Annotated in this window: 16 protein-coding genes; 4 read left to right on the top strand and 12 right to left on the bottom strand. The window is 70.7% G+C overall.

Annotated features, from left to right (window positions below; all coding sequences use genetic code 11):
• Nucleotides 1-88 precede the first annotated feature (88 nt).
• Nucleotides 89-394, top strand: a complete 306-nt coding sequence (locus VZQ01_RS06185; protein WP_426747151.1) for a hypothetical protein — start codon at nt 89-91, stop codon at nt 392-394.
• Here VZQ01_RS06185 and VZQ01_RS06180 read toward each other — a convergent pair.
• From VZQ01_RS06180 to VZQ01_RS06125, 12 genes are read right to left on the bottom strand one after another with little or no spacing between them, the layout of a single operon-like run.
• Nucleotides 391-5,217 (bottom strand): non-ribosomal peptide synthetase, encoded by a 4,827-nt coding sequence (locus VZQ01_RS06180; RefSeq protein WP_426747150.1) that lies wholly within the window; start codon nt 5,215-5,217, stop codon nt 391-393. The two genes, VZQ01_RS06185 and VZQ01_RS06180, sit on opposite strands and share 4 nt — an antisense overlap.
• 57 nt (nt 5,218-5,274) lie before the next feature.
• Nucleotides 5,275-6,675 carry an adenylate-forming 2-oxoglutaryl-ACP ligase AmcH gene (amcH, locus tag VZQ01_RS06175; protein ID WP_426747149.1) on the bottom strand — a complete coding sequence of 467 codons (1,401 nt, stop codon included), beginning with the start codon at nt 6,673-6,675 and terminating at the stop codon, nt 5,275-5,277.
• A gap of 6 nt (nt 6,676-6,681) precedes the next feature.
• On the bottom strand, nt 6,682-7,245 hold the full coding sequence (gene amcG / locus VZQ01_RS06170; RefSeq protein WP_426747148.1) for a cispentacin moiety biosynthesis protein AmcG: 564 nt from the start codon (nt 7,243-7,245) through the stop codon (nt 6,682-6,684).
• Nucleotides 7,242-8,363: a cispentacin biosynthesis acyltransferase subunit AmcF gene (gene amcF, locus VZQ01_RS06165; protein ID WP_426747147.1), complete on the bottom strand. Its 1,122-nt coding sequence runs from the start codon at nt 8,361-8,363 to the stop codon at nt 7,242-7,244. The genes amcG and amcF overlap by 4 nt, the downstream gene beginning before the upstream one ends.
• On the bottom strand, nt 8,357-8,887 hold the full coding sequence (gene amcE, locus VZQ01_RS06160; protein ID WP_408891110.1) for a cispentacin biosynthesis cyclizing decarboxylase AmcE: 531 nt from the start codon (nt 8,885-8,887) through the stop codon (nt 8,357-8,359). Before amcE ends, amcF begins: the two co-directional genes overlap by 7 nt.
• A complete protein-coding gene (locus VZQ01_RS06155; protein ID WP_426747146.1) occupies nt 8,836-9,273 on the bottom strand; it encodes an acyl-CoA thioesterase in 438 nt (145 codons plus the stop codon). The genes amcE and VZQ01_RS06155 overlap by 52 nt, the downstream gene beginning before the upstream one ends.
• Nucleotides 9,270-10,664 carry an amipurimycin biosynthesis protein AmcC gene (amcC, locus tag VZQ01_RS06150; protein ID WP_426747145.1) on the bottom strand — a complete coding sequence of 465 codons (1,395 nt, stop codon included), beginning with the start codon at nt 10,662-10,664 and terminating at the stop codon, nt 9,270-9,272. Before amcC ends, VZQ01_RS06155 begins: the two co-directional genes overlap by 4 nt.
• Entirely contained in the window at nt 10,661-10,933 is a 273-nt protein-coding gene (gene amcB, locus VZQ01_RS06145; RefSeq protein WP_426747144.1) for a cispentacin biosynthesis acyl carrier protein AmcB, read from the bottom strand. The genes amcC and amcB overlap by 4 nt, the downstream gene beginning before the upstream one ends.
• On the bottom strand, nt 10,926-11,924 hold the full coding sequence (locus VZQ01_RS06140) for an NAD(P)H-quinone oxidoreductase (RefSeq protein ID WP_267697091.1): 999 nt from the start codon (nt 11,922-11,924) through the stop codon (nt 10,926-10,928). The genes amcB and VZQ01_RS06140 overlap by 8 nt, the downstream gene beginning before the upstream one ends.
• Nucleotides 11,925-11,928: 4 nt before the next feature.
• Nucleotides 11,929-12,459 (bottom strand): MaoC family dehydratase, encoded by a 531-nt coding sequence (locus VZQ01_RS06135; protein ID WP_223748900.1) that lies wholly within the window; start codon nt 12,457-12,459, stop codon nt 11,929-11,931.
• A 30-nt stretch (nt 12,460-12,489) separates the two neighbouring features.
• On the bottom strand, nt 12,490-13,722 hold the full coding sequence (locus VZQ01_RS06130) for an aminotransferase class I/II-fold pyridoxal phosphate-dependent enzyme (protein ID WP_223785277.1): 1,233 nt from the start codon (nt 13,720-13,722) through the stop codon (nt 12,490-12,492).
• A 31-nt stretch (nt 13,723-13,753) separates the two neighbouring features.
• Complete coding sequence (locus VZQ01_RS06125; protein ID WP_223748902.1) at nt 13,754-14,620, bottom strand: HpcH/HpaI aldolase/citrate lyase family protein; 867 nt, start codon at nt 14,618-14,620, stop codon at nt 13,754-13,756.
• A 558-nt stretch (nt 14,621-15,178) separates the two neighbouring features.
• Here VZQ01_RS06125 and VZQ01_RS06120 point away from each other — a divergent pair.
• The 3 genes from VZQ01_RS06120 (at nt 15,179) to VZQ01_RS06110 (ending at nt 20,975) form a co-directional block, all read left to right on the top strand.
• A complete protein-coding gene (locus VZQ01_RS06120) occupies nt 15,179-17,017 on the top strand; it encodes a bifunctional metallophosphatase/5'-nucleotidase (RefSeq protein ID WP_426747143.1) in 1,839 nt (612 codons plus the stop codon).
• Nucleotides 17,018-17,167: 150 nt separating this feature from the next.
• The gene (locus VZQ01_RS06115) at nt 17,168-18,379 is read left to right on the top strand and encodes an erythromycin esterase family protein (protein WP_426747142.1); all 1,212 of its coding nucleotides are present in this window, start codon (nt 17,168-17,170) and stop codon (nt 18,377-18,379) included.
• Between the two features lie 130 nt (nt 18,380-18,509).
• Nucleotides 18,510-20,975 (top strand): ABC transporter permease, encoded by a 2,466-nt coding sequence (locus VZQ01_RS06110; RefSeq protein WP_426747141.1) that lies wholly within the window; start codon nt 18,510-18,512, stop codon nt 20,973-20,975.
• Nucleotides 20,976-21,034: the final 59 nt, after the last annotated feature.

Raw genomic sequence — 21,034 nt, 5'->3', positions numbered from 1 at the left:
CTCGTGGCCGGCCGGGTCTTTCCTTTTCGAGCAGGGGGGCCACTATCATGGCCGCGCTGTCTGGACATGACTGCTTCCCGGAGGTCACATGCGAAGAGTGCCTTGGATGGGTGTCTCGTTGCTGGTGGCGGGTGTGTTGATGGGATGTGGTGGGGTGGAGTCAGAGGCGCCCGCGCCCGCCGACGCCACACAGGAGCAAACCCTCGAGCCGAGTTGTCCCTCGGGATACACCTCGCTCTATCTCTGGCAGTGCAGGCGACTGGCGGCACACACCGCGCCCTGCAACTACGCCGGGCCCGGGAACTACAACGTCCTGCATCTGTATTGTGAATCGGGCTCGGCGTCCTACGACGCGGGCCCGACGAGCACCTACGCCTGCGGGGATTGCTTCTAGCCCGCGCGCGTTTCCGGTCCCAGGCTCGCATCCGGGTCCGCCAGCGCGGCGTCCAGCGATTCCAACAGCTCCGCATGGATGCGCGCCGCGGTGGTGGGCTCGAACAAGTCGGTGTTGAACTCGAGGATGCCCGAGAACCCCTCGGGCGTCTCCGTCAGCGCCAACGTCATCTCATAAGTGACAGAGCCGCGATTGACGGGCTCGTTGAGGACCGTGAGCCCCGGCAGTTCCAGCGGCGCGGTGGGTGCGTTCTGCAGCACGAACATCACCTGGAACACGGGCGGGCGGTTGGCGGGCAGCTCCACCCCGAGTGAGGCCATCACCTGGTCCAGCGGGACCTCCTGGTGGGCATAGCCCGCCAGGGTCTCCTCGCGCACGCGCTGGAGCAGCTCCCGGAAGGCGGGGCGGCCCTGGAGGTTGACCCGCAAGCACAGCCCGTTGACGAACATCCCGATGAGCGGCTCCAGCTCGGGACGGAGGCGATTCGCGATGGGCGAGCCGATGACCACCTCCTCCTGCCCTGCATTCCGCGCCAGCACCGCGCCGAAGACGGCGAGCAACGCCATGAACGGCGTCACCTGCTCCTGACGACAGAGCGCATTCAGGGCCTGGCTGCGCTCCACGCCCAGCGCCACGGTCAGATTGCGCCCGTTGAACGTCCGCACCGAGGGCCGCGGCTTGTCCGTGGGGAGGTCGAGCCGCGTGGGCGCTCCGGCGAGCGCCTTCTGCCAGAACCCCAGCCGCTCCTTCAGCTCCGCCCCGGACAGCCAGTCGCGCTGCCAGGCCGCGTAGTCGGGATACTGGATGACCAGCGGCGGCAGCCCATGCTCTCCCCCCGTGACGCTGGCCGTGTAGAGCCGGCCGAGCTCTCGCGCCATGACGCCCATGGACCAGCCATCCGCCGTGATGTGGTGCATGCAGCAGAACAGCAGGTGCTCCTCGTCCTCCAATCGGAGCAGCATCCCGTGGAGCAGCGGCCCGCGCGTCAGGTCGAACGGACGCAGCGCGGACTCCAACATCAGGCGTCGCGCCTCCTCCTCGCGGTCCTCCCTCCCTCGGAGGTCCACCTCCCGGAAGGGGAAGTCCATCGATGCATGGAGGTGCTGGAGCGGCACTCCGTCCTCCTCGGAGTAGGTGACTCGCAAGGTCTCATGTCGGGCGATGAGCCCCTGGAACGCCGCCTCGAGGTGCCGCGCCTCCAATCGTCCCTTCAACCGGAACGCGCGCGGGATGTTGTAGGCGCTGGACTCGGGAGCCCGCTGGAAGAACCGCCACAGGCGCTCCTGCGCGAACGACACCCGCAGGGCTCCTTCCCGGGACACCTTGCGCAGCGGAGGCACCGGCCGCGCGAGCGTCACGGGAGGCTCCGCGCGGGAGACGTGCCTGGCCAGGTCCGCCACCGTGGGCGCCGCGAACAACGTGCGCAGCGAGACCTCCACTCCCAGCTCGGCACGCACCCGCGAGACCACCTGTGTGGCCAGGAGCGAGTGCCCACCCAGCTGGAAGAAGTTGTCGTGGATGCCCACGCGGGCCATCCCCAGCAGGGACGCCCACATCCGGCACAGCGTCTCCTCCGTGAAGGTGCGTGGGGCCTGCTGCGTGGAGGCATCTCCCTGGGGCGCCTCGGGCGAGGGCAGGGCCCGCCGGTCCACCTTGCCGTTCGGCGTGAGCGGCAACGCGGGCAGCACCGTGAAGGATGTCGGCACCATGTGCTCGGGCAATCGTTCCCGCAGCCACGCACGAAGGGACGACTGCGCGGGCGCCTGTCCCCGCGACACGAGGTACGCGGCCAGCTTGCGGTCCCCTCCCACCTCCAGCGCCACCACCGTGCAGTCCTCCACGGAGGGGTGCTGCCGCAGCGACTCCTCGACCTCGCCCAGCTCCACGCGGAAGCCGCGAATCTTCACCTGCAGGTCGGCGCGGCCCAGGTACTCGATGCGGCCGTTGGCGAGATAGCGGCCCAGGTCGCCCGTCTTGTACAGCCGCCCGCCCGGTTGGGTGGTGAAGGGGTCGGGCACGTAGGTGCGCGCGGTGAGGTCCGGACGATGGAAGTAACCACGGCCCAGCCGCTCACCCGCGACGTACAGCTCCCCAGGGACACCGACGGGCACCGGCCTCAGGTGCTCGTCCAGCAGGTAGACCGGGCCGTTGGTGATGGGCCGCCCGATGGGGACGGGTTGTCCGAGCGGCGGCGGTGAGTCGATGGCGTGGAAGGTCGAGAAGACGGTGCACTCGGTGGGGCCGTAGCCGTTGAGCAGCCGGCGAGGAGGGCCGTGTCGGAGCACCTCTCGCAGCGCCAGCGGGTCCGCGGCCTCGCCTCCGAACACGAGCGTGTGCACGTCGCGGAACGCCTCCGGAATCTGCCGCGCCAGCAGGTGGAGCACCGCGGTGGTGACGAACATCACCGTGATGGCCTCGTCCCGAATCTGGGCGGCCAGCTCGTGAGGCTCACGCGCCGGGTCCGCGGTGATGCCGACCAGCCGAGCCCCGTTCAGCAGCGCCCCCCAGATTTCGAAGGTGCTCGGGTCGAAGGAGGCGTTGGAGGCCTGGGCGACGCGGTCCTTCGGCGAGAAGCGCACGAAGTTCGTCTGGAAGAGCAGGGCCGCGATTCCTCGATGGAGGATGGCGCTGCCCTTGGGCCGGCCGGTGGAGCCGGAGGTGTAGATGACGTAGGCGAGGTTGTCGGAGCAGACGGTGGAGACCCCCGGCAGCTCGGAGCACCGGGCGATGGCCTCTCGTTCCTCGTCGATGCGGACCACTGGCCCCGCGAAGGGGGGCAGCTGCTGGAGCCTGGACGCGTGGACCATGAGCAGCGAGACGCGGGAGTCCTGGAGCATGAAGGCCAGCCGCTCGGTGGGATAGGAGGCCTCGAGCGGAAGGTACGCGCCTCCCGCCTTGAGGATGCCGAGCATGCTGACGACCAGGTCCACGGAGCGCTCGACGCACAGACCGACGAGCACCTCGGGCCCCACACCGAGTGAGCGCAGGTGGTGGGCGAGCTGATTGGAGCGCGCGTCCAGCTCCCGATAGGTGAGGTCCTGCCCACCGTAGGAGACGGCGATGGCGTCCGGAGTCCTCGCGGCCTGGCGCGAGAACAGCTCGTGGACGCAGACGTCCCGGGGGAAGTCCGCGGAGGCGCTGTTCCAGTCGCGCAGCACCTGGTTGCGCTCGACGGGCGTGAGCAGGGGCAGCGCCGAGAGCCTCTGGTGCGGGTCGGCGGCCACCGCTTCGAGCATCACCTGGAGGTGCCCGGCCATGCGCTCGATGCGTGCCTCGTCGAAGAGGTCCGTGTCGTACTCGAAGGTGGCGCGCAGGCCCTCGGCGCTCCTCGCCATGTAGAGGACGAGGTCGCACTTCGAGGTCCCCGTGTCCGTCTCCCACGGCTCCGCCAGGGCGGAGAGCTGGAGTGAGGCGGACGGGTCCTCCTCCAGCGCGGGCGCCTTCTGCAACACGAACATCACCTGGACGAGCTGCGCGTGGCTGAGCGTGCGCTCGGGTTGGAGGGACTCGACCAGCTTCTCGAAGGGGAGCTCCTGGTGGGCAAAGGCTCCGAGCGTCGTCTCGCGCACCCGCGCGAGCAGCTCGGTGAAGCGGGGGTTGCCCGACAGGTCATTGCGCAGCGTGAGCGTGTTGACGAAGAAGCCGATGAGTCCCTCGACCTCCGGCCGGATGCGTCCGGAGATGGGCGAGCCGACGAGGAGGTCCTCTTGTCCGGAGTAGCGGTGGAGCAGGGCGCAGAAGCCCGCCAGCAGCGTCATGAAGAGCGTGGCGCGCTCCTGGCGGCAGAGCGCATCGACGGCCAGCGCCGTCTCCTCGCGGATGTGGAACGTCCGCCGAGCACCCCGGAAGCGCTGGAGCGGCGGACGGGGGCGGTCCGCGGGGAGTGACAGGAGGGCGGGGGCTTGGGCGAGTCGCTTGCGCCAGTAGGGGAGGAGCCGCTCCTCGGCCTGCGCGGGCAGCCACTGTCGCTGCCATGCGGCGAAGTCCGCGTACCTCACGGGCAGCTCGGGGAGCGAGGACGACCGGCCGGCGGCGAAGTCTTCGTAGTGGGTCCGCAGCTCGCGCAGGAGGACGCCCACGGACCAGCCGTCGGACACGATGTGATGCATCGTGAGCAGGAGTCGATGCTCCCGTGCGTCGAGCTTCAGCAGGGTGCCTCGGATGATGGGGCCGGTGCGGACGTCGATGGGGGTGTGCGCCTGCTCCGTGGCGAGGCGCGATGCCTCCTCCTCGCGTGTGTCCGCGGAGAGGTGGCCCAGGTCGATGACGGAGAGCGGGAAGGCGCCAGGAGGCGAGATGCGCGCGATGGGGCCCGACTCGGTGGAGGCGAAGGTGACTCGGAGCGGTTCGTGGCGACGCAAGACCTCGTCGAGGGCCCGCTGGAGCACGCCGACGTCGAGCGCGGAGGTGATGCGATAGGAGAGGGGGATGTTGTGGGTGGCCTGCCCGGGGTGGAGCTGCTCCATGAACCAGAGCCGCTCCTGCGAATAGGAGAGCGGCGCTTCACTCGTCCGGGCACCCGGGCGCAGCTTGAGGTCCATGCCGGAGGCGGTGGCTCCTCGTGAGGCGTCGATGGCCGAGGCGAGCTGCGCGATGGTGGGCGCATCGAAGATGCTCGGCAGGGGCAGGCGCAGCTGGAATATCTCGTTGATGCGCGAGACGAGCTGGGTGGCGATGAGCGAGTGGCCGCCGAGCTGGAAGAAGTCGTCGTGGACGCCGACCTGCTCGACCTCCAGCAGCACGCTCCAGAGTTCGCACAGGACCTGCTCCGTCTGGGTGCGAGGTGACTGATTGCTGCCGGTGTGCGCGGAGGCGAGCGTCATCGGAAGGGTCCTTCTCGGGTGGGACGGGTTGGGGGCGACGCGCGTGGCGTCAGCCGCTCACTTGTGCAGGGCGGCGGTGCTGCCGTCGGCGGAGACGACCTGGATGCGTCGGGGGCGCTCGGCGAGCCGCAGGAGCCGCGAGAGCGCCTCGGACACGTGCTCCAGGGGTCGGCCCTCGTCGGCCACGGTGAGGATCATCTCGTAGTCATCTCCCTCGGTGCCGGAGACGACCTGGGTGCGCGCCGTGAGCACACCCGGGAGCGTGGTGGCCAGGCGCCGCACGGAGGCCATGCAGATCTTCTCGCTGCCGCGGACCAGGAAGTCGGAGAGCCTCCCCTGGAAGTACAGGTAGCCATCCGCGTCGATGTCGAAGATGTCGCCGGTGGCCAGCAGCCGGGGACCGCGCCACGCGTGCAGCTTGTCGCCCTCCACCAGGCCGATGCGCCGCTTCATCAGCGTGTCCGAGGAGACCAGCAGCTCCTTCTGTCCGCCGGGACCTCGGGGGGCGAGCGACACCTGCGTGCCGGGCAGGGGCCGTCCCACGGAGGCGTAACGGTGCGCGGGCTCCGCGTGGGCCGAGAGGGTCGCGACCCGGGGCCCGGCCTCGGACAGCCCATAGGTGAGGTACAGCTCTCCGCGTGGACGCAGGCGGAGCAGCTGCTCCACGTGCTCGGGAGAGAGGACGTCGCCGCCGACGCCGAGCGAGCGCAGGCCCTCGGGGAAGGCGCCGCGTTGCTGGAGCAGCGCGCGCACCAGGAGGGGCGTGAGGGCGGACACGGTGATGCCCTGCTCGGCGAGCAGTCGCAGATAAGCCGCGGGCTGGAAGGGGGGGCCGCTGATGACCAGGTCCGCGCCGCGGAGCAGCGAGGCGAAGGCCTGGGCCACCATCGAGTACGAGTAGTAGAGCGGAAGGTTCACCAGCACGGTGTCGCCCGCACGCAGGCCCACGGCGTCCGAGTGACGACGGGCGTTGCGGAAGAGCGCCTCCAGGTCGAACACGCAGCCGCTGGCGAAGCCCGACGTGCCCGAGGTGAGCAGCACCATCTCTCCAGGCTGGGCGCCGGGAGGTTGTGCCTCCGAGAACAGGGCGACCTCCGCGCCTCCCAGGTGGAAGCGGTCCGCATCGTGAGCCAGCGGCGCGGGGCGGCGCATCGTCACGAGCGCGCGTGCCGGGAGTGCCTCCACGAGGGTTTGTTGTCGCAATGCGGGCGCGGAAGGCGACACCAGCGCGGGCACGCCCCGGGCGGCGAGGATGGCGAAGAGCTGCGTGAGCAACTCCGCTCCGTTCGGCATGGCCAGGAGGACGACATCGCCCGGCCTCAGGCCACGTGCTCGCCACGCCTCCGCGAGTGACTCCACCCGGTGCCGGGTGGACATACCTGTCTCACAGGTCAGGTCCCGGACGCGGTCCAGGAACGCTTGGATGGAGGAGAGCGGGATGTCAGCGAGCTCGGTCATGGGGCATCACCTGGAGAACAGAAGGGACTGGACCAGCCGCGCCGGGTCCACGGGAGGACCTTCGCCGTGTGAGAGCACCACGCATGCGGCGCGGGGCTCCTCGCTGGGCACCGAGGCCGCCGTCGCGATGAGCGCGTAATCGACGACACCGCGTGTGAGCCAAGCTGTGGAGAGAGACAGCGCGAGTCCGGCTCCCTCCGCCACGGGCAACGTCAATGCCAGCGTCGGGCCGCGAATCCCGTGGACGATGCACGCCAGCCCCGTCGGCGCGCTCGGCGGCGCGGCGGGGAACCGGATGGGCGATGCGAAGCCACGCAAGGCTTCCCTGGCGGCGCTCGACATGGCCTCCGGCGGCGCCTCGGGGCCCACCTGGATGAGCGAGCACCGGTCCGCCGAGGCGCGGAAGTCCTCCCCCAGCGACTCGAGGACCTCTCCCACCGCGAGCACCAGCGCCCATGCCATCGGGTCCGCGTAGCGCACGGAACCCTTCACTCGCGCCACGTAGGGGTTCGCCCCACCACCGCGCGCCCGCGCGCCGCCACGGAGCACCAGCGAGGTCGTCGGGTTCATCGCGACGCCTCGAAGACGAGCGCGGTATCGAACCCACCGAAGCCGAGCGTGAGGCTCAGGCCGAGCCGCTCCTCGTGCCGCACCGGCCGCCCCACGGGGAGCGGGCAGGGGAAATCCTCGTCCGGCTGCTCCAGTCCGACGATGGGCGGCACCACGCCCTCGCGCAGCGCGAGGATGAGGGCAATCGCCTCCATGGCCCCCGTGGCCCCCAACGTGTGTCCGAAGGCCCCCTTCGTCGCGAAGACACACGGACGCGGCCCCGTCCCGAAGAGCGCCCGGAACGCCTCCGCCTCCGCGCGGTCGTTCGCCGGCGTCGCCGAGCCATGCGCGTTGATGACCCCGATGTCCCGAGGCGACACCCGCGCGTCCTGCAGCGCCCGCTCCATCGCCAGCCGCGCCCCCAACGCCGCCGGGTCCGGCGACGTCATGCTCGCCGCGTCGTTGGCCGAGCCCGCGCCCCGGAAGAGCGCGAGCAGCGAAGCCGAGCGCGCCCGCGCGTGCTCCAGCGACTCCAGCACGAGGAACCCCGCGCCCTCGCCCAGCAGCATGCCGTCATGCCGCGTGTCGAAGGCGCGCGAGCGGGTGGGGGACATGGTGGAGAGCGCCGAGTGCGCCAGCCGCTTGCTCGGCGTCATGACATCCACCCCGCCGCAGACGCACACCTCCGCGGCCCCGGAGCGGATGAGCTCCGCCCCGACGAGGAGGGCGTCCGCCCCCGAGGAGCACGCCGTGGAGAGACTCACAGGCCGCTCACGCGCGCCCACCGCCCGAGCCACCTCGTCCGCCCAGGCGTGGAGCGGCGCCGTCCACTCCCCCTCGTCGTCGAGCCACGCACCCAGGCTCGTGCCCAGGACCAGCCGCGTCGCCGCTCCGCTCGCCTCCAGCCCGGCCTCGCCCACCGCGCGACCCAGCGTCTCCACCGCGAGCCTCCGCAGTCGGGGCGCGGGGCCCTCCCCACGCGAGGGAATGACCGCGGCCAGCGTGTTGCGAAGCCGATGCGGAGAGGCCACCTCGACGAAGCCGTGCTCACCCGCGAGCAATCGCCGCCACACGTCGTCGAGCCCATGGCCCAGGGCCGTGCTCCACGCGGCCCCTGTCACCGCGACGGGCGCTACCATAGCGGCGAGCCCAGCTCGGAGACCTTGGCGCGGATGAGGCTCGCGCGGAACGCCGCCACCCGGCGCGTGCCCACCATCGCCTTGCCCGAGTAGACGAACAGCCCTCCGGCGAGCCGGTTCACCTGGACCCGCAGCACCACCTGGTCCCCGGGCACGACGACCTGGAGGAAGCGGCTCTCCACCGAGCCGATCAAGGTCAGCTCGTCCTCGGCCAGGGGCGAGGTGCTCATCTGGTAGAGGATGATGCCCGCCTGGGCGAAGGCCTGGATGAGGTTGCTGCCGGGGTAGATGGCGCGCTCGGGGAAGTGGCCCGCGATGCAGTCCAGGTTCCCGGAGATGGAGACGAGCGCCTCCAGGAAGCCGCCCGGCTCGTGGTCGACGATGCGGTCCAGCAGGATCATCGGGTGGCGGTGCCGCAGCCACTCGCGCAGCGCGGTGAAGCCCAGGGGCCTGGGCTGACGCTCCGCCTTGTTCAGGGGGACGGGGACCGCTCGAGGGCGCTGCTGAGGTTCGGGGGAAGGCATGTGGGGTCTCCGCTCTCACGATTGACGACAGCCAGGTCCAGACTTCCGGAGGCGAGCAGCACCGGCTCGGGCGCGGGGCCCTCGCGGTAGACCGCCACGCCCAGCTTCAGACTCGCGGGGCCCACGTGCTCCAGCCGGGCCTCCAACCGCAACCAGTCCTGGAAGCGCGCGGCCTCGCGGTAGCGGATGCGCAGCTCGCGCACGCGCAAATCCAGGCCCTGCCCCTCCAGTTTCACGAGGTCCGAGCCGCGCCGCTCCAGCTCCTCCAGCGCCGCCGTCTCCAGCAGCGACGCGTACCGCGAGAAGTGCACGACGCCCGACGCATCGGTGTCCACGTGCTCCACCCGGTGGCGCCGGGACGCTGACGCGGGTGACTCAAGCCTCATGGCCCCGCCTCCACGAAGCGCCGCACCCCTTCGCGGATGCGCTCGACGATGCGGCGCAGGTCCTCGTCGTTCGCGATGAGCGGCGGGGCCACGCGCATGGCGGGGAACAGGTAGCGCAGCCCGTGGGAGCGCCTGCCCGCGCCCGCCATGAACTCGACGAAGGCACCCGCCTCGAGCAGGCACTGGCGCAGCCGGGACAGGCCGTGCGAGGCGCGCTCGGTCAGCTCGACGCCGTTCATGTAGCCCTGTCCCCGCACCTCCAGGAACAGCGCCGGGAAGGCCTCCACCACGTCGCGCCGCAGCCGCTCGCGCAGCTGGGTGCCCAGCGTGCCCGCCCGCTCGATGAGGCGCTCCTCGGCGAGGTAGCGCAGGCCCGAGCGCATCAGCGCGCACGTGAGCGGACGCAAATCGGAGGTGGACACCGCGCCGCTCGGGCGCACGGTGAGCTCCCGGCGCGCGATGACCATGGACGTGGAGACCGCGCCCATGCCCAGGCTCTTGCCGATGACGGTGACGTCGGTGGGGATGGGCCCCTGCTCGTCGGTCATCGCGAAGAAGCGGCCCGTCTTCGCGAAGGTGAGCACCTCGTCCGCGACGAGGAGCACGTCGTGCTCGCGGCACAGCGCCGCCAGCCTGCGCAGGTAGCCCGGCGGTGGGACGAGGATGCCCGCGTCGCCCTGGATGGGCTCGACGATGACCGCGGACAGCTTGGCGCCCTGCTCGGCGAAGAACCGCTCCAGGAGCGCCGCCTCGCCAAAGGGGAGGAAGGCCACGTCCAGGCCGAAGGGAGGCTCGGCGCCCGGCAGCGGCAGGCCCAGGCGGTAGTGTCTGCGATTGAGCAGGGGGACCAGCCCTCCCGTCCAGCCATGCCACGCGCCCTCGAAGGCGAGCACCGTCCTGCGCGCCTCGCGGCCCGCCTTCGCCGTCAGCCGCCGCCGGTCGAAGCCCGACTCCAGCACCAGCCGCAGCGCGAGCTCCAGGCCCTCCGAGCCGGAGTTGCGGCCGCTGGCGTGGTAGTCCCGGCCGGGGAAGCGGTCCGCCCAGCGCCCGCCGGGGCCGAACAGCTCCTCCAGGAGCAACGTGCGCTCCAGCGAGCCCAGCTCATCGGTGACATAGCCGCGCTCGAGCCCCTCTCGGAACGCGGGCTGGAGACACGGGTGCGCCGCGCCCAGGCACGCGCTGGCATAGCCGCCGCTCGCGTCCAGCACCTCCAGCACCTGACCGGCGCTCTCGCCCTCCAGGGGCACCATGTGCTGGACGAGCCCACGGGCCTGGAGGGAGACGAAGGGCAGGCGCCCGCCGCCATAGTGGTCCATCTGCAGGGCCTGGCCCGCGCGCAGGCGCTCCAGGTCCGCGGGCGCGAGGCTGCCTCCGGGCGCGGGCGCCCTCACCACGCACCTCCCTGGGCCGCGGTCTTCAGGCCCGCGATGAGGGACACGAGCTGGTTCACCGTGCGGAAGTTGTCGGTGTTGAAGTCCTCGTCGGTGATGCGGACCTTGAACACGTCCTCGCAGAGCACGCGCAGCTCCAGGAACCCCACCGAGTCGAGCCCGATGACGGACTGCAGGCCGTCGTCCTCGCCAATCTGCTCCGGGGGCAGCTCCACGAACAGCTTGTCGATGAGGATCTGCTTGATGCTTGCCGTCAGCTCTTCATGCATGGCTGTCATTCCTTTCCAATGTGAGAACGAGCTTCCCGATGTTGCGGTTGGCTTCCATCTCTCCCAGCGCCACGTTCACGTCCTCCAGGGGATGCCGCGCGTGGATGACGGGGCGGAGACCGCCCATGGCGAGCACCTCCATCCACCGCTGCCGGAAGCGCGCGTTCACCTCGCGCTTCTCCTTCAGGGGCCGCAGCCGCAGCGACGAGCCCTTGAGCCGCAGCCGGCGCTGGACGATGCGCAGGAGGTCCACCTGCGCGGACATGCCGTCGAGCAGCCCCACCAGGACCAGACACCCCTCGTGCGCCAGCACGCCCAGGTTGCGCTCCAGGTACGCGCCGCCGATGAAGTCCATCACCAGCGGGACGCCCTCGCCGCCCGTCAGCCGGAGCACCTCCTGGACGAAGTCCTGCTCCCGGTAATCGAACACCGCGTCGGCGCCCAGCGCGCGCACGGCCTCCACCTTCCTGGGCGTGCCCACCGTGCAGTACGTGGTCGCGCCCACGTGCCGGGCCATCTGGACCATGGTGGTCCCGATGCTGCTGGCGGCCGCGTGGATGAGCACCGCCTGGCCCCGCCGGAGCTGTCCCAGGGTGAAGAGCGTCTCGTTCGCGGTGAGACAGGACTCGGAGGTGGCGGCGGCCTCGGCGAAGTCGAAGCCGGCGGGGATGGGCAGCGCCATGCCCTGGTCCAAGAGGCAGTAGTCGGCGAACCCGCCTCCCTCCACCACGCCGAAGACGCGCTGTCCCCGGGTGAAGCCCTTCACGTCCTCGCCCCACGCCTCCACGGTGCCCGCCACCTCCACGCCGGGGATGGCGGACTGTCCTTCCGGCACGTGGTACTCGCCCTGGCGCTGGAGCAGGTCCGCGCGGTTGAGCGCCGTGGCGTGCACCTTCACCAGCAGCGCCTCGCGCGTGGGCACGGGCCGGGGCACCTCCCGCAGCTTCACCACCTCCGGCCCACCGAGGCCCTCGAAGACGACGGCGCGCATGGCGTCAGTACCTGGCCCTTTCCTCGACGGCGTGCGCGCGGGCGGGGACCAGGAAGCTGCGCTCGAAGGAGAGGAACACCTCTCCCTGGGAGGTGAGGCCCACCGTCTCGCAGGTGATGATTCCCTCGCCGACGCGGCGGGTGGACAGCCGCGCGGCGAGGATGCGGCTCTCCGCGTAGAGCGTGTCGCCCGCGAAGACGGGGCGGGTGAGGCGAATCTTGTCCCAGCCCAGGTTGGCGGTGGCGCGGCCGCTGGTGCTGCGCACGCTCATCCCGCAGACGATGCTGAAGGTGACGAGGCTGGAGATGAGCGGCCGGCCCCACACCGTCTGCTCGCAGTACGCGGCGTCCAGGTGCAGCGGGGACGGGTTCATGCACAACGTGTTCATCAGCACGTTGTCGGCCTCCGTCACCGTCCTGCCGGGGCGGTGCTCGAAGACGTCCCCCACGGTGAAGTCCTCGTAGTGGAAGCCCAGCACCTCGCGGTAGCGCTGGGGGCCGAGCTGCTTGTAACCGGTGATGGCGCTGGCGTGCATGGCGTGGCTCCTCGTCGGCGGGGGCGCGTCCTAGAAACGGGAGAGGATGTCCTGCACGTCGTCGCAGAAGACGCGGACCTGCTCCTCGCTCATGTCCGCGCGCATCATCACGCGCACCCCCGCCTCGCCCCGGGCGACGACGGGGAAGAACACCGCCGAGCAGTAGTAGCCGCGCCGGTACAGCTCCGAGGACAGCCGGATGGCGCGCTCCTCCTCGCCCACCTGGATGAGGCGGATGGGCATCCCGTTGCCCGCGTTGGGAGAGGGGAAGCGGCTGTCGAAGAGCTGGATGTTGCGCGCCAGCCGCCCCTGCAGCTCACGCAGCTCCGGCGTGCGGTGCAGCGCGATGCTGGCGAGCGACGCGCCCACCGACGGCATCTGGAGGTTCTGCGACCAGGCCAGCGGCCCCGCGTTCCGGTAGAGGAAGTCGAAGCTCTTCTCGCTGCCCAGCATGGCGATGCCGCCGGAGCTGCCGAAGGCCTTGGCCAGCGAGGCGACCACCATCGTCAGGGGATTCATCTTCAGCCGCGAGCGCACGTAGCCCTCGCCGCGCTCGCCCGTCAGCGCCAGCGAGTGCGAGTCATCGATGTAGAGGAACAGGCCGTAGCGCTCCTGGAGCTGGAGCAGCCCCTCCAGCGCGATGAGGCCGCCCATGGAGTAGGCGCCGTCGGCGACGTAGGCCACGCGCGGGTACTTCTTGCAGACGTCCTCCAGGTAGTTGAGGTCGTTGTGCGGACTGGTCAGCACCAGGCTCTCATCGCCGCAGATGGGCTTGATGTAGGCCATGGAGAAGTGACAGTAGCGGTCGAACACCATGACGCGCGGCTGGCCGTCGTCGGTGAGGTGGCCGGAGGCGAGCAGCGGGAGGATGCCCGCCGTCAGGGCGCTGCAGGTGACGCCGGGCAGGGTGGGGCAGCCGTACAGCTCGCGCAGCTCCTCCTCCAGCCGCGCCATCAGCTTCAGGCGGATGCGCAGCGTGGACATGGCCAGGCTGTTGGTGCCCGCCTCCTGGAGCGCGTCGATGGCGCCCTGGAGGATCTTCGGGTGGTGGTTGAGGCCCAGGTACGAGCATGAGCAGAGCGTCATGAACTCGTGGCCCGACGTGGTGTCGACGAGGCGGTTGTTCGACTCGAAGTCCACCTTGATGCCGATGAGCCCGTTGTCCTTGGCGTGCTGCCAGCCCCGGTCCCCCACGGCAATGAGCTTCTCGTTGTTGCGATAGCGGCGGGGACCCAGGACGCTCTGCTCGCTGCTGGTTTCCATGTGGATTCCTCCTTGGGGATGGGGTGGGGTGTCAGAGGGAGCGCGACGGGGTGTCGGCCTCGCGGGGGCCGAACTCCTCGAGCGTGCGCTTCGCCGCCTCGACGAACGGGGCACCCATCATGGTCCCCTCCACCACGCAGATGTTGAAGTCGCGGGCCTGGCTCTCCTGGACGATGGTCCGCGCCTTGCGCAGCGTGTGCTCGTCCGGGGAGAAGGCCTGGTTGATGACCTCCACCTGGCGCGGGTGGACGGCGGCCTTGCCGCTGAAGCCCAGGCTCCGGGCGAGCTGGCACTCGCGGCGCAGCCCCTCCACGTCGGACATGTCGAACAGCGGCGAGTCGACCACCTGCACGTTGGCGGCGCGCGCGGCGGCGACGAGCCGGGAGCGCGCGTAGTACAGAGGCTCCCAGGCCAGCGACGCGCCGATGCTGAAGGAGTAGTCCGCGGAGCCGAACACCAGGGCCTTGAGGCGGGGCGTCGCGCAGGCGATGGCGTGCACGTTCTCCACGCCGCGCGGCGTCTCCACCAGGGCGAGCAGGTCCACCTGCGAGCAGCTGGCGCCGAGCACCTGCTCGACGATTTCGAGGTCCCGCGGTGACTCCACCTTGGGCACCAGCACGGCGTCCGGTTTGACGGCGTAGTGGCGCAGCGCGAGCAGGTCCTTCAGCCCCTCCGGCCGGGTGACGGTGTTGATGCGGATGGCGCGGCGGCTGGGACCCTTGGGCGCGGAGAAGAACTCCTCCGCCTGCTGACGGGCCGTGTCCTTGTGGCTCGCGGCCACGGAGTCCTCCAGGTCCACCAGGCTGATGTCCGCGCCGGATTGCTGTCCCCGGGCGAAGCGGTCCACGACGAGCGCGGGAGTGAACAGGATGGAGCGGCAATACCGGGTGAACTTCATGGTCGCCTCCGGAGGTGGGCCTGCCCTGCTCGCACCCGTCACGTCGCCGCCCGTGAGACTCCAGGCGGCCCGCTCGAGGCGCGATGAATCAATGCCTGTCTGGGTACTCTCGTTGCCCGGGGGGCGTCAAGAAAATCTGCAAGCAATTGCAGGGGTGGTTCGTGCTATGTCTTGATATGTCTTTCTGCATGTGAATAGGTGTATCCACGTGCTGCCATGTTTTTGTGAGACTGGATTGAGACTGGAGTTGTCAGGACCCAGGGGCGGGTAACCCGTATGAAACGGCGCCCGATTCACCGTGAATGGGTGACACGCCATGTCATCGGATGGAGGCGCTCGCACAGGGGAGCGTCTCCGTGGCCAGTGATGGCCGGGTGGCGCTACTTGAGCTCCGAGAGCAGGGCGTCCCGGGCTGGGGATCCCGTGGCGCGTGAACTACCAGGGCAAGGCGGTGTTGAAGCCCTCACGACAAGACCTTCCGGAGACGTCAGAGTAGGACGCTAGGGTGCCCCGCGTCAGGCAATCCGCCTGGCACGACTCGTTGAACGAGGTCTCCTGATGCGTCTTCTTGTTCCGCTGCGCGCGTTGCGCGCCGCTTCTCTGTGTCTCGTGGGTGCCTGCTCGTTCCTCACCGCGTGTGATTCCGATGACAAGCCGCCCCGGCCCACGCCCCCCGACACCTCGCCGCGCAAGCTGACGCTGCTGCAGACGAGCGACCTGCACACCAACATCTTCCCGTGGGACTACTTCAGCGGGAAGCCCGATGCGAAGCGCGGCCTCGCCAAGGTGGCCACGCTCATCAAGCAGGCGCGAGAGGCGAACCCGGACTGCACGCTGCTGGTCGACACCGGCGACACCATCCAGGGCACGCCGCTGGGCACCTACTACGGGCTGGTGGACAACACGCCCCGCCACCCCATGGCCGTCGCGATGAACGAGCTGGGGTACGTGGCCATGGCCGTGGGCAACCACGAGTTCAACTATGGCCTGGGCGTCCTCGACAAGTTCAAGAGCGAGGTCGACTTCCCCGTGCTCGGCGCCAACGTGCGCAAGAGCGCGGACGGCACCGAGGCCTTCCAGCCCTATGTGCTCACGGAGGTCTGCGACGTGAAGGTCGGCATCCTGGGCCTCGTGACGCCGGGCGTGACGACGTGGGAGCGCGCGGAGAACATCCCCGGCCTGCGCTTCGACGACCCGGTGGAGACGGCGCGCGCCTATGTGCCGAGGATGCGGGAGGCGGGCGCGGACGTCATCGTGGTGGCCATCCACGGTGGCCCCGACAAGCAGCCCACCGGCAGCGCGAGCAACCCCGACTCGTGGCTCGCGGACTACGCGGACGAGTCGAAGTGGGCGGACCGGGGCAACCTGCCCGGAGAGAACCCGGCCGTGCAGATTGCCCAGGGGGTGTCCGGCATCGACGTGCTCCTCACCGGCCACACGCACCAGCCCATCCCGAAGATGCTGCTGAAGAACCCGGAGGGCCGCGAGGTGCTCCTCACCCAGCCCAACCGCTGGGGCAGCCACCTGGCGGACGTGGAGCTCCAGGTCACCTGGCGCGGCGAGCGGTGGGGCGTGGACACCCATGACTCCCAGCTCCACGTGGTGGACGAGAAGGTGGCGGCGGACGCCGCCGTGACGCAGCTGGCGCAGAGCTACCACGACACCACGGTGACGTACGTGAACCAGAAGATCGGCTCGACGACGGCGGCGTTCCCGGGAGGCTTCGCCGCGCGCTACGTGGACAGCCCGCTGGGTGACCTCATCAACATCGTCCAGGAGGAGGCCGCGCGCGAGGCGGGCTTCGACGTGGACTTCTCCCTGGCGGCCATCTTCACCAACGACGGCGCGCTGCCGGCCGGCGACGTCACCCTGCGCGACGCGTACAGCATCTACATCTACGACAACACGCTGTATGTGATGGAGATCAACGGCTCCATCCTCCGGCGCGCGCTGGAGATGAACACGCTCTACTTCGCGAGGCTCGACGCGGCCAACCTGCCCGAGCGGCCCGAGGGCGCCAAGGCCAGCTCCCCGGTGGTGGCCGACTACAACTGGGACCTCTACTCGCGCATCGAGTACGGCTACGACCTGACGAAGCCCGCGGGCTCCCGGCTCACGCACCTGCGCTTCGAGGGCGCGGAGGTCCGGGACGACCAGGTCTTCGTCGTCGCCATCAACAACTACCGCGCGGGCGGCGGCGGCGGGTACTCCATGTTCAAGGAGGGCAAGGTGCTGTGGACCTCCGCCGACGGCGTGCGTGACTACGTCGCCCGCTACATGCAGGCGAACCAGGGGCTGTCCCCGGACCGGGTGAACACCTGCAACTTCACGCTCGCGCCGGACCTGTACACGCGCTACTTCGCGGCCACGCTCGGCCCCGCGAAGTGCGCGCCCTGAAGCCGGGGCGCTGACGTCGGAGTCCTGGGGGGAGGCGCGCGCGGCCTGGGCGCGCTCGTCCCCCCGCGCGTGGGGGTGAGGGATTCGGGGTGGGACGTTCGTTGAGGCAGGGCGCGTCCGTGACGCGATGCCCCGGAGGGCCCCACGACCATGAGAAGCGTCCTGTTCCTGTTGCTGCTCGCAGGCTGTGCCACGCCCCCCAGGCGCGCGGAGGGACCTGGCGCCACGGAGGTCGACCGCGTCGTCCGGGACCTCTGCGACAAGCGCGTGGCGCTGCTCGGAGAGGACTCCCACCACGGGAGCGCCAGGACGCTCGACGTCAAGGTGGAGCTGACCCGCAGGCTGGTGGAGGAGTGTCAGTACGACGCCTTCTTCATCGAGGCGGGCGTCTATGACTTCCTGCGCATCCAGGAGCGGCTGGACGCGGGCCAGCCCATCACCGAGGACATGGTCTCGGACGCGGTGGGGGGCATGTGGGCCAACGAGGAGGTGGCGCCCTTGATTCCGCTGCTGACGCGGTGGCTCCGCGAGGGAACCGTCGTCGCGGGGGGCATCGACGACCAGGTCAACCGGGGCACCTACGCACAGCTGGAGATGGCTCCCGAGCTCCTCCCCGCGCTGGCGGACTCGCGGCGGGCCGAGTGCGGCGAGGAGATCGAGCGCTACCTGTCCTGGCGATACGACGACGCGCATCGCTTCACGGCGGCGAGCGCGGCGCGCATCCAGGGCTGTTGGGCGGAGCTGGCGGCGGGGGCCTCGACCTCCCGGAGCCACGGATGGATGGCTCGAAACCTGGAGCGCTTCTTCGCGCGTCAGGTGGCCGTGATGTCCCGTCCTCCTCCTCCCGAGGGCAGCCCCACGGACTGGAGCACCTTCAACGACCGCGACCAGTCCATGTTCGCGAACCTGCAATGGCACCTGTCTCGCTCACCCGGTCCGCGCAAGGCCATCGTCTGGCTCGCCACGGTGCACGCGGCCAAGGACCTCAAGCACATGGACGATGGCGGTGGGCCTCCGGTGCCCTTCGGCTCCCACGTGCGGGCGAGGTTCGGCGAGCAGGCCTTCGTGCTGGGCTTCTCCGCGCTCCAGGGGAAGTACTCGCTCGCCAGCACGCCCCGCACGTACGACCTCGAGCCCGCCCGCGCCGACTCCCTGGAGGCCTGGGCCCTGTCGAGCCCCTCCGCGGACAGCCGGTACGTGGACGCACACCAGCTTCGCGAAAATGGGACGAGGGTGGCCCGCGCCGTGAACTACCGCTGGATGATGGCTCCCTGGGCCACGGTCATCGACGGATTGCTCGTCTTCCGCGAAGAAGCACCACCGCGTCCGCGGGCTTTGCCGTCCTCGGCGCGCGCGGAGTGAGGGCGGGCGACAGCCGCCGCGCACGGACGGTGTGCCGCTGTCGGAAAGGGGCCTCCGCGACGCAATCGTCGGCCACCGCCTTCGTAGGCGCCCATCGAGGCGCCTACCGAGGTGCCCGGAGGTTTCTTGCGTGGACATCCTTCTCAGTGGCCTGCGGCAGACGCTGCGCGCGCTGCGACGCAGCCCAGCCTTCACGCTGGGGTGCATCCTGTTGCTCGCGGTGGGCATCGGCGCGAGCACCGCGCTCTTCAGCGTGGTGGAGGGCGTCCTGCTGCGCCCCTTGCCCTATCCGGACTCCGAGCGGCTCGTGGAGCTCTCCCAGCTCGGGGTGAAGGGCCAGACGATGCGGTTCTCGGACCCCAACTTCGAGGACGTGCAGGCCCGGAGCCGCACCGTCGAGTCGCTGGCGCAGGTCTCGGGGCCGGCCAGCGTCGCCGTCACGGGCACGGACGAGCCCACCTTCGCCGCGCTGTCGTGGGTCTCGCGCGGGTTCTTCCCCGCCTTTGGCGTGCCGTCCGCCCAGGGGCGCCTGTTCGCCGCGGACGAGCAGCAGGAGGGAGGCGCTCCGGCGGTGGTGGTGAGCCACGGCTTCTGGAAGCGCTACCTGGGCGCGCGGCCACTGCCCATGGACCGGACGCTCACCTTCGAGGGCCGCGCCTACACCGTGGTCGGCGTGATGCCCGAGTCCTTCGACTACCCGGCGGGCACCCAGTTGTGGATTCCCCGTGAGCTGGAGCGACGGCTGACGAGCCGGACCGCACACAACTGGCGCGTGGTGGGGCGGCTGGCGGGCGGCGTGAACCTGGAGGCCGCGCGGGCGGAGCTCACAGGCCTGGCGCGTGAGCTCGCCGCGCTCCACGGCCAGGAGACCAACATGCGCGATGTCGCCGTGGTGTCCCTGCGCGAGAGCCTGGTGGGCCCCGTGCGCCCCACGCTCTACCTGTTGCTCGGCGCCGCGGCCTTCCTGCTGCTGGTGGCGGGGGCCAACGTCACCAACCTGCTGCTCGCGCGGGCGGCGTCGCGGGGGCGCGAGCTGGCGGTGCATGTGGCGCTGGGCGCGGGGCCGGGGGCCCTGGTGCGGCGCTTCATCGCGGAGTCGCTCGTGTTGTCGCTGGCGGGTGGGGCGCTCGGCGCCTTGTTCGCCACCTGGAGCGTGCACGTGTTGCTCGCGCTCGAGCCGGGCCACCTGCCGCGCGTGGCGGAGGTGGACGTGAACGCCACGGTGCTCCTGTTCGCGCTGGGGTTGTCGCTGGTGCTCGCGGTGGGGCTGGGGCTGGTGACGGCGCTGCGCTCGGGGCGCCAGAGCCCGTGGGCCACGTTGACGCAGGCGGGGCGCACACAGACGGGCGGAGGGAGCGCGGACCAGGCGCGGCGTGCCCTGGTGGTGGGGCAGCTCGCGCTCGCGCTGGTCCTGCTGGTGGGCGCGGCGCTCTTGGGGCGCAGCATGCTGGGCCTGCTGTCGCTGGACCCGGGCTACCGCACCGAGGATGTGGCGGTGCTGAGCCTGGTGCTGCCTCCGGTCAAGGACAAGGACGCGCCGCAGGCGAGGGACAACATCCAGCTTCAGGATGCGCTGCTGTCGAGGCTGGGCGCGCTGCCCGGCGTGCGCGCGGTGGGGGCGGTGAATGTCTTCCCGCTCGAGGGCGGCTCGGGCGGTGACGGCACCTTCCTGGTGCTCAATCGTCCCGACGAGGTGAAGAACCTCGACGACTTCGGGCGGCTGGCGCACGAGCCCGAGCGCACGGGCGCGGCCGAGTACCGCGTGGCGAGCGAGGGCTACTTCCACGCGATGGACATCCCGCTGGTGCGCGGGCGCCTGTTCGACGCGAACGACACGATGGAGTCGCCGCACGTGGCGCTCATCAGCGAGTCGCTCGCGAAGGCGCGGTGGCCCGACGAGGATCCGCTGGGCAAGCTCATCCAGTTCGGCAACATGGATGGGGACCTGCGGGCCTTCACCATCGTCGGCGTCGTGGCGGACGTGCGGGAGCGGGGGCTGGACGAGGCGCCGAAGCCCACGTTCTACGGCTGCTCCCGGCAGCGGGCGCGGGCCTTCTCCCGCTTCCATGTCGCGGTGCATGGCTCCATCGGCTCCAAGGCCTTGGTGAGCGCGGCGGGGCCGGTGTTGCGCGAGCTCGCTCCAGAGCTGCCCTCGCGCCTGAGCACGGTGGAGAGCCTGCTCACGGGCTCGCTGGCTTCGCGGCGCTTCAGCCTGCTGCTGCTGGGGGCCTTCGGCGCGGTGGCGCTGCTGCTCTCGGTGGCGGGGCTCGGGGCCGTGGTGTCCTACGCGGTGGCGCAGCGCACGCGGGAGTTCGGCATCCGCTTCGCGCTGGGGGCGACGGCCGGGGACGTGCTGCGACTGGTGCTCCGGCAGGCGGTGGTGCTCGCGGGGCTCGGCGTGGCGCTCGGGGTGGTGGCGGCGTTGGGGCTGGGGCAGGTGCTCCAGGGCATGGTGTACGGCGTGAGCCCCACCGAGCCGTGGGTCATCGTGGGCGTGGCGGTCCTCCTGCTGGGCGTGGCCCTGCTCGCGAGCTGGCTGCCGGCCCGACGCGCCTCCCGCGTGGACCCGATGACGGTGCTCCGCTCGGAGGCGTGAGGCCAGCCGCTGCCGCCGTCCACCGGATGACGCGCCTGGCCCGCACCGGGGCCAGGCGC

This window comes from Myxococcus faecalis (assembly GCF_050039385.1).
Lineage (GTDB): Bacteria > Myxococcota > Myxococcia > Myxococcales > Myxococcaceae > Myxococcus > Myxococcus fulvus.
Note: the sequence above shows the minus strand (reverse complement) of the source record. Positions and strands in the feature narration are given on the sequence as shown.

Coding starts and splice junctions, on each gene's coding strand:
- VZQ01_RS06120 (WP_426747143.1), top strand. CDS start 15,179: ATGCGTCTTCTTGTTCCGCTGCGCGCGTTGCGCGCCGCTTCTCTGTGT.
- VZQ01_RS06155 (WP_426747146.1), bottom strand. CDS start 9,273: ATGAGGCTTGAGTCACCCGCGTCAGCGTCCCGGCGCCACCGGGTGGAG.
- VZQ01_RS06115 (WP_426747142.1), top strand. CDS start 17,168: ATGAGAAGCGTCCTGTTCCTGTTGCTGCTCGCAGGCTGTGCCACGCCC.
- amcB (WP_426747144.1), bottom strand. CDS start 10,933: ATGCATGAAGAGCTGACGGCAAGCATCAAGCAGATCCTCATCGACAAG.
- amcH (WP_426747149.1), bottom strand. CDS start 6,675: ATGACCGAGCTCGCTGACATCCCGCTCTCCTCCATCCAAGCGTTCCTG.
- VZQ01_RS06140 (WP_267697091.1), bottom strand. CDS start 11,924: ATGCGCGCCGTCGTCTTCGAGGGCCTCGGTGGGCCGGAGGTGGTGAAG.
- amcF (WP_426747147.1), bottom strand. CDS start 8,363: ATGGTAGCGCCCGTCGCGGTGACAGGGGCCGCGTGGAGCACGGCCCTG.
- amcE (WP_408891110.1), bottom strand. CDS start 8,887: ATGCCTTCCCCCGAACCTCAGCAGCGCCCTCGAGCGGTCCCCGTCCCC.
- VZQ01_RS06185 (WP_426747151.1), top strand. CDS start 89: ATGCGAAGAGTGCCTTGGATGGGTGTCTCGTTGCTGGTGGCGGGTGTG.
- VZQ01_RS06180 (WP_426747150.1), bottom strand. CDS start 5,217: ATGACGCTCGCCTCCGCGCACACCGGCAGCAATCAGTCACCTCGCACC.
- VZQ01_RS06125 (WP_223748902.1), bottom strand. CDS start 14,620: ATGAAGTTCACCCGGTATTGCCGCTCCATCCTGTTCACTCCCGCGCTC.
- VZQ01_RS06130 (WP_223785277.1), bottom strand. CDS start 13,722: ATGGAAACCAGCAGCGAGCAGAGCGTCCTGGGTCCCCGCCGCTATCGC.
- amcG (WP_426747148.1), bottom strand. CDS start 7,245: ATGAACCCGACGACCTCGCTGGTGCTCCGTGGCGGCGCGCGGGCGCGC.
- VZQ01_RS06135 (WP_223748900.1), bottom strand. CDS start 12,459: ATGCACGCCAGCGCCATCACCGGTTACAAGCAGCTCGGCCCCCAGCGC.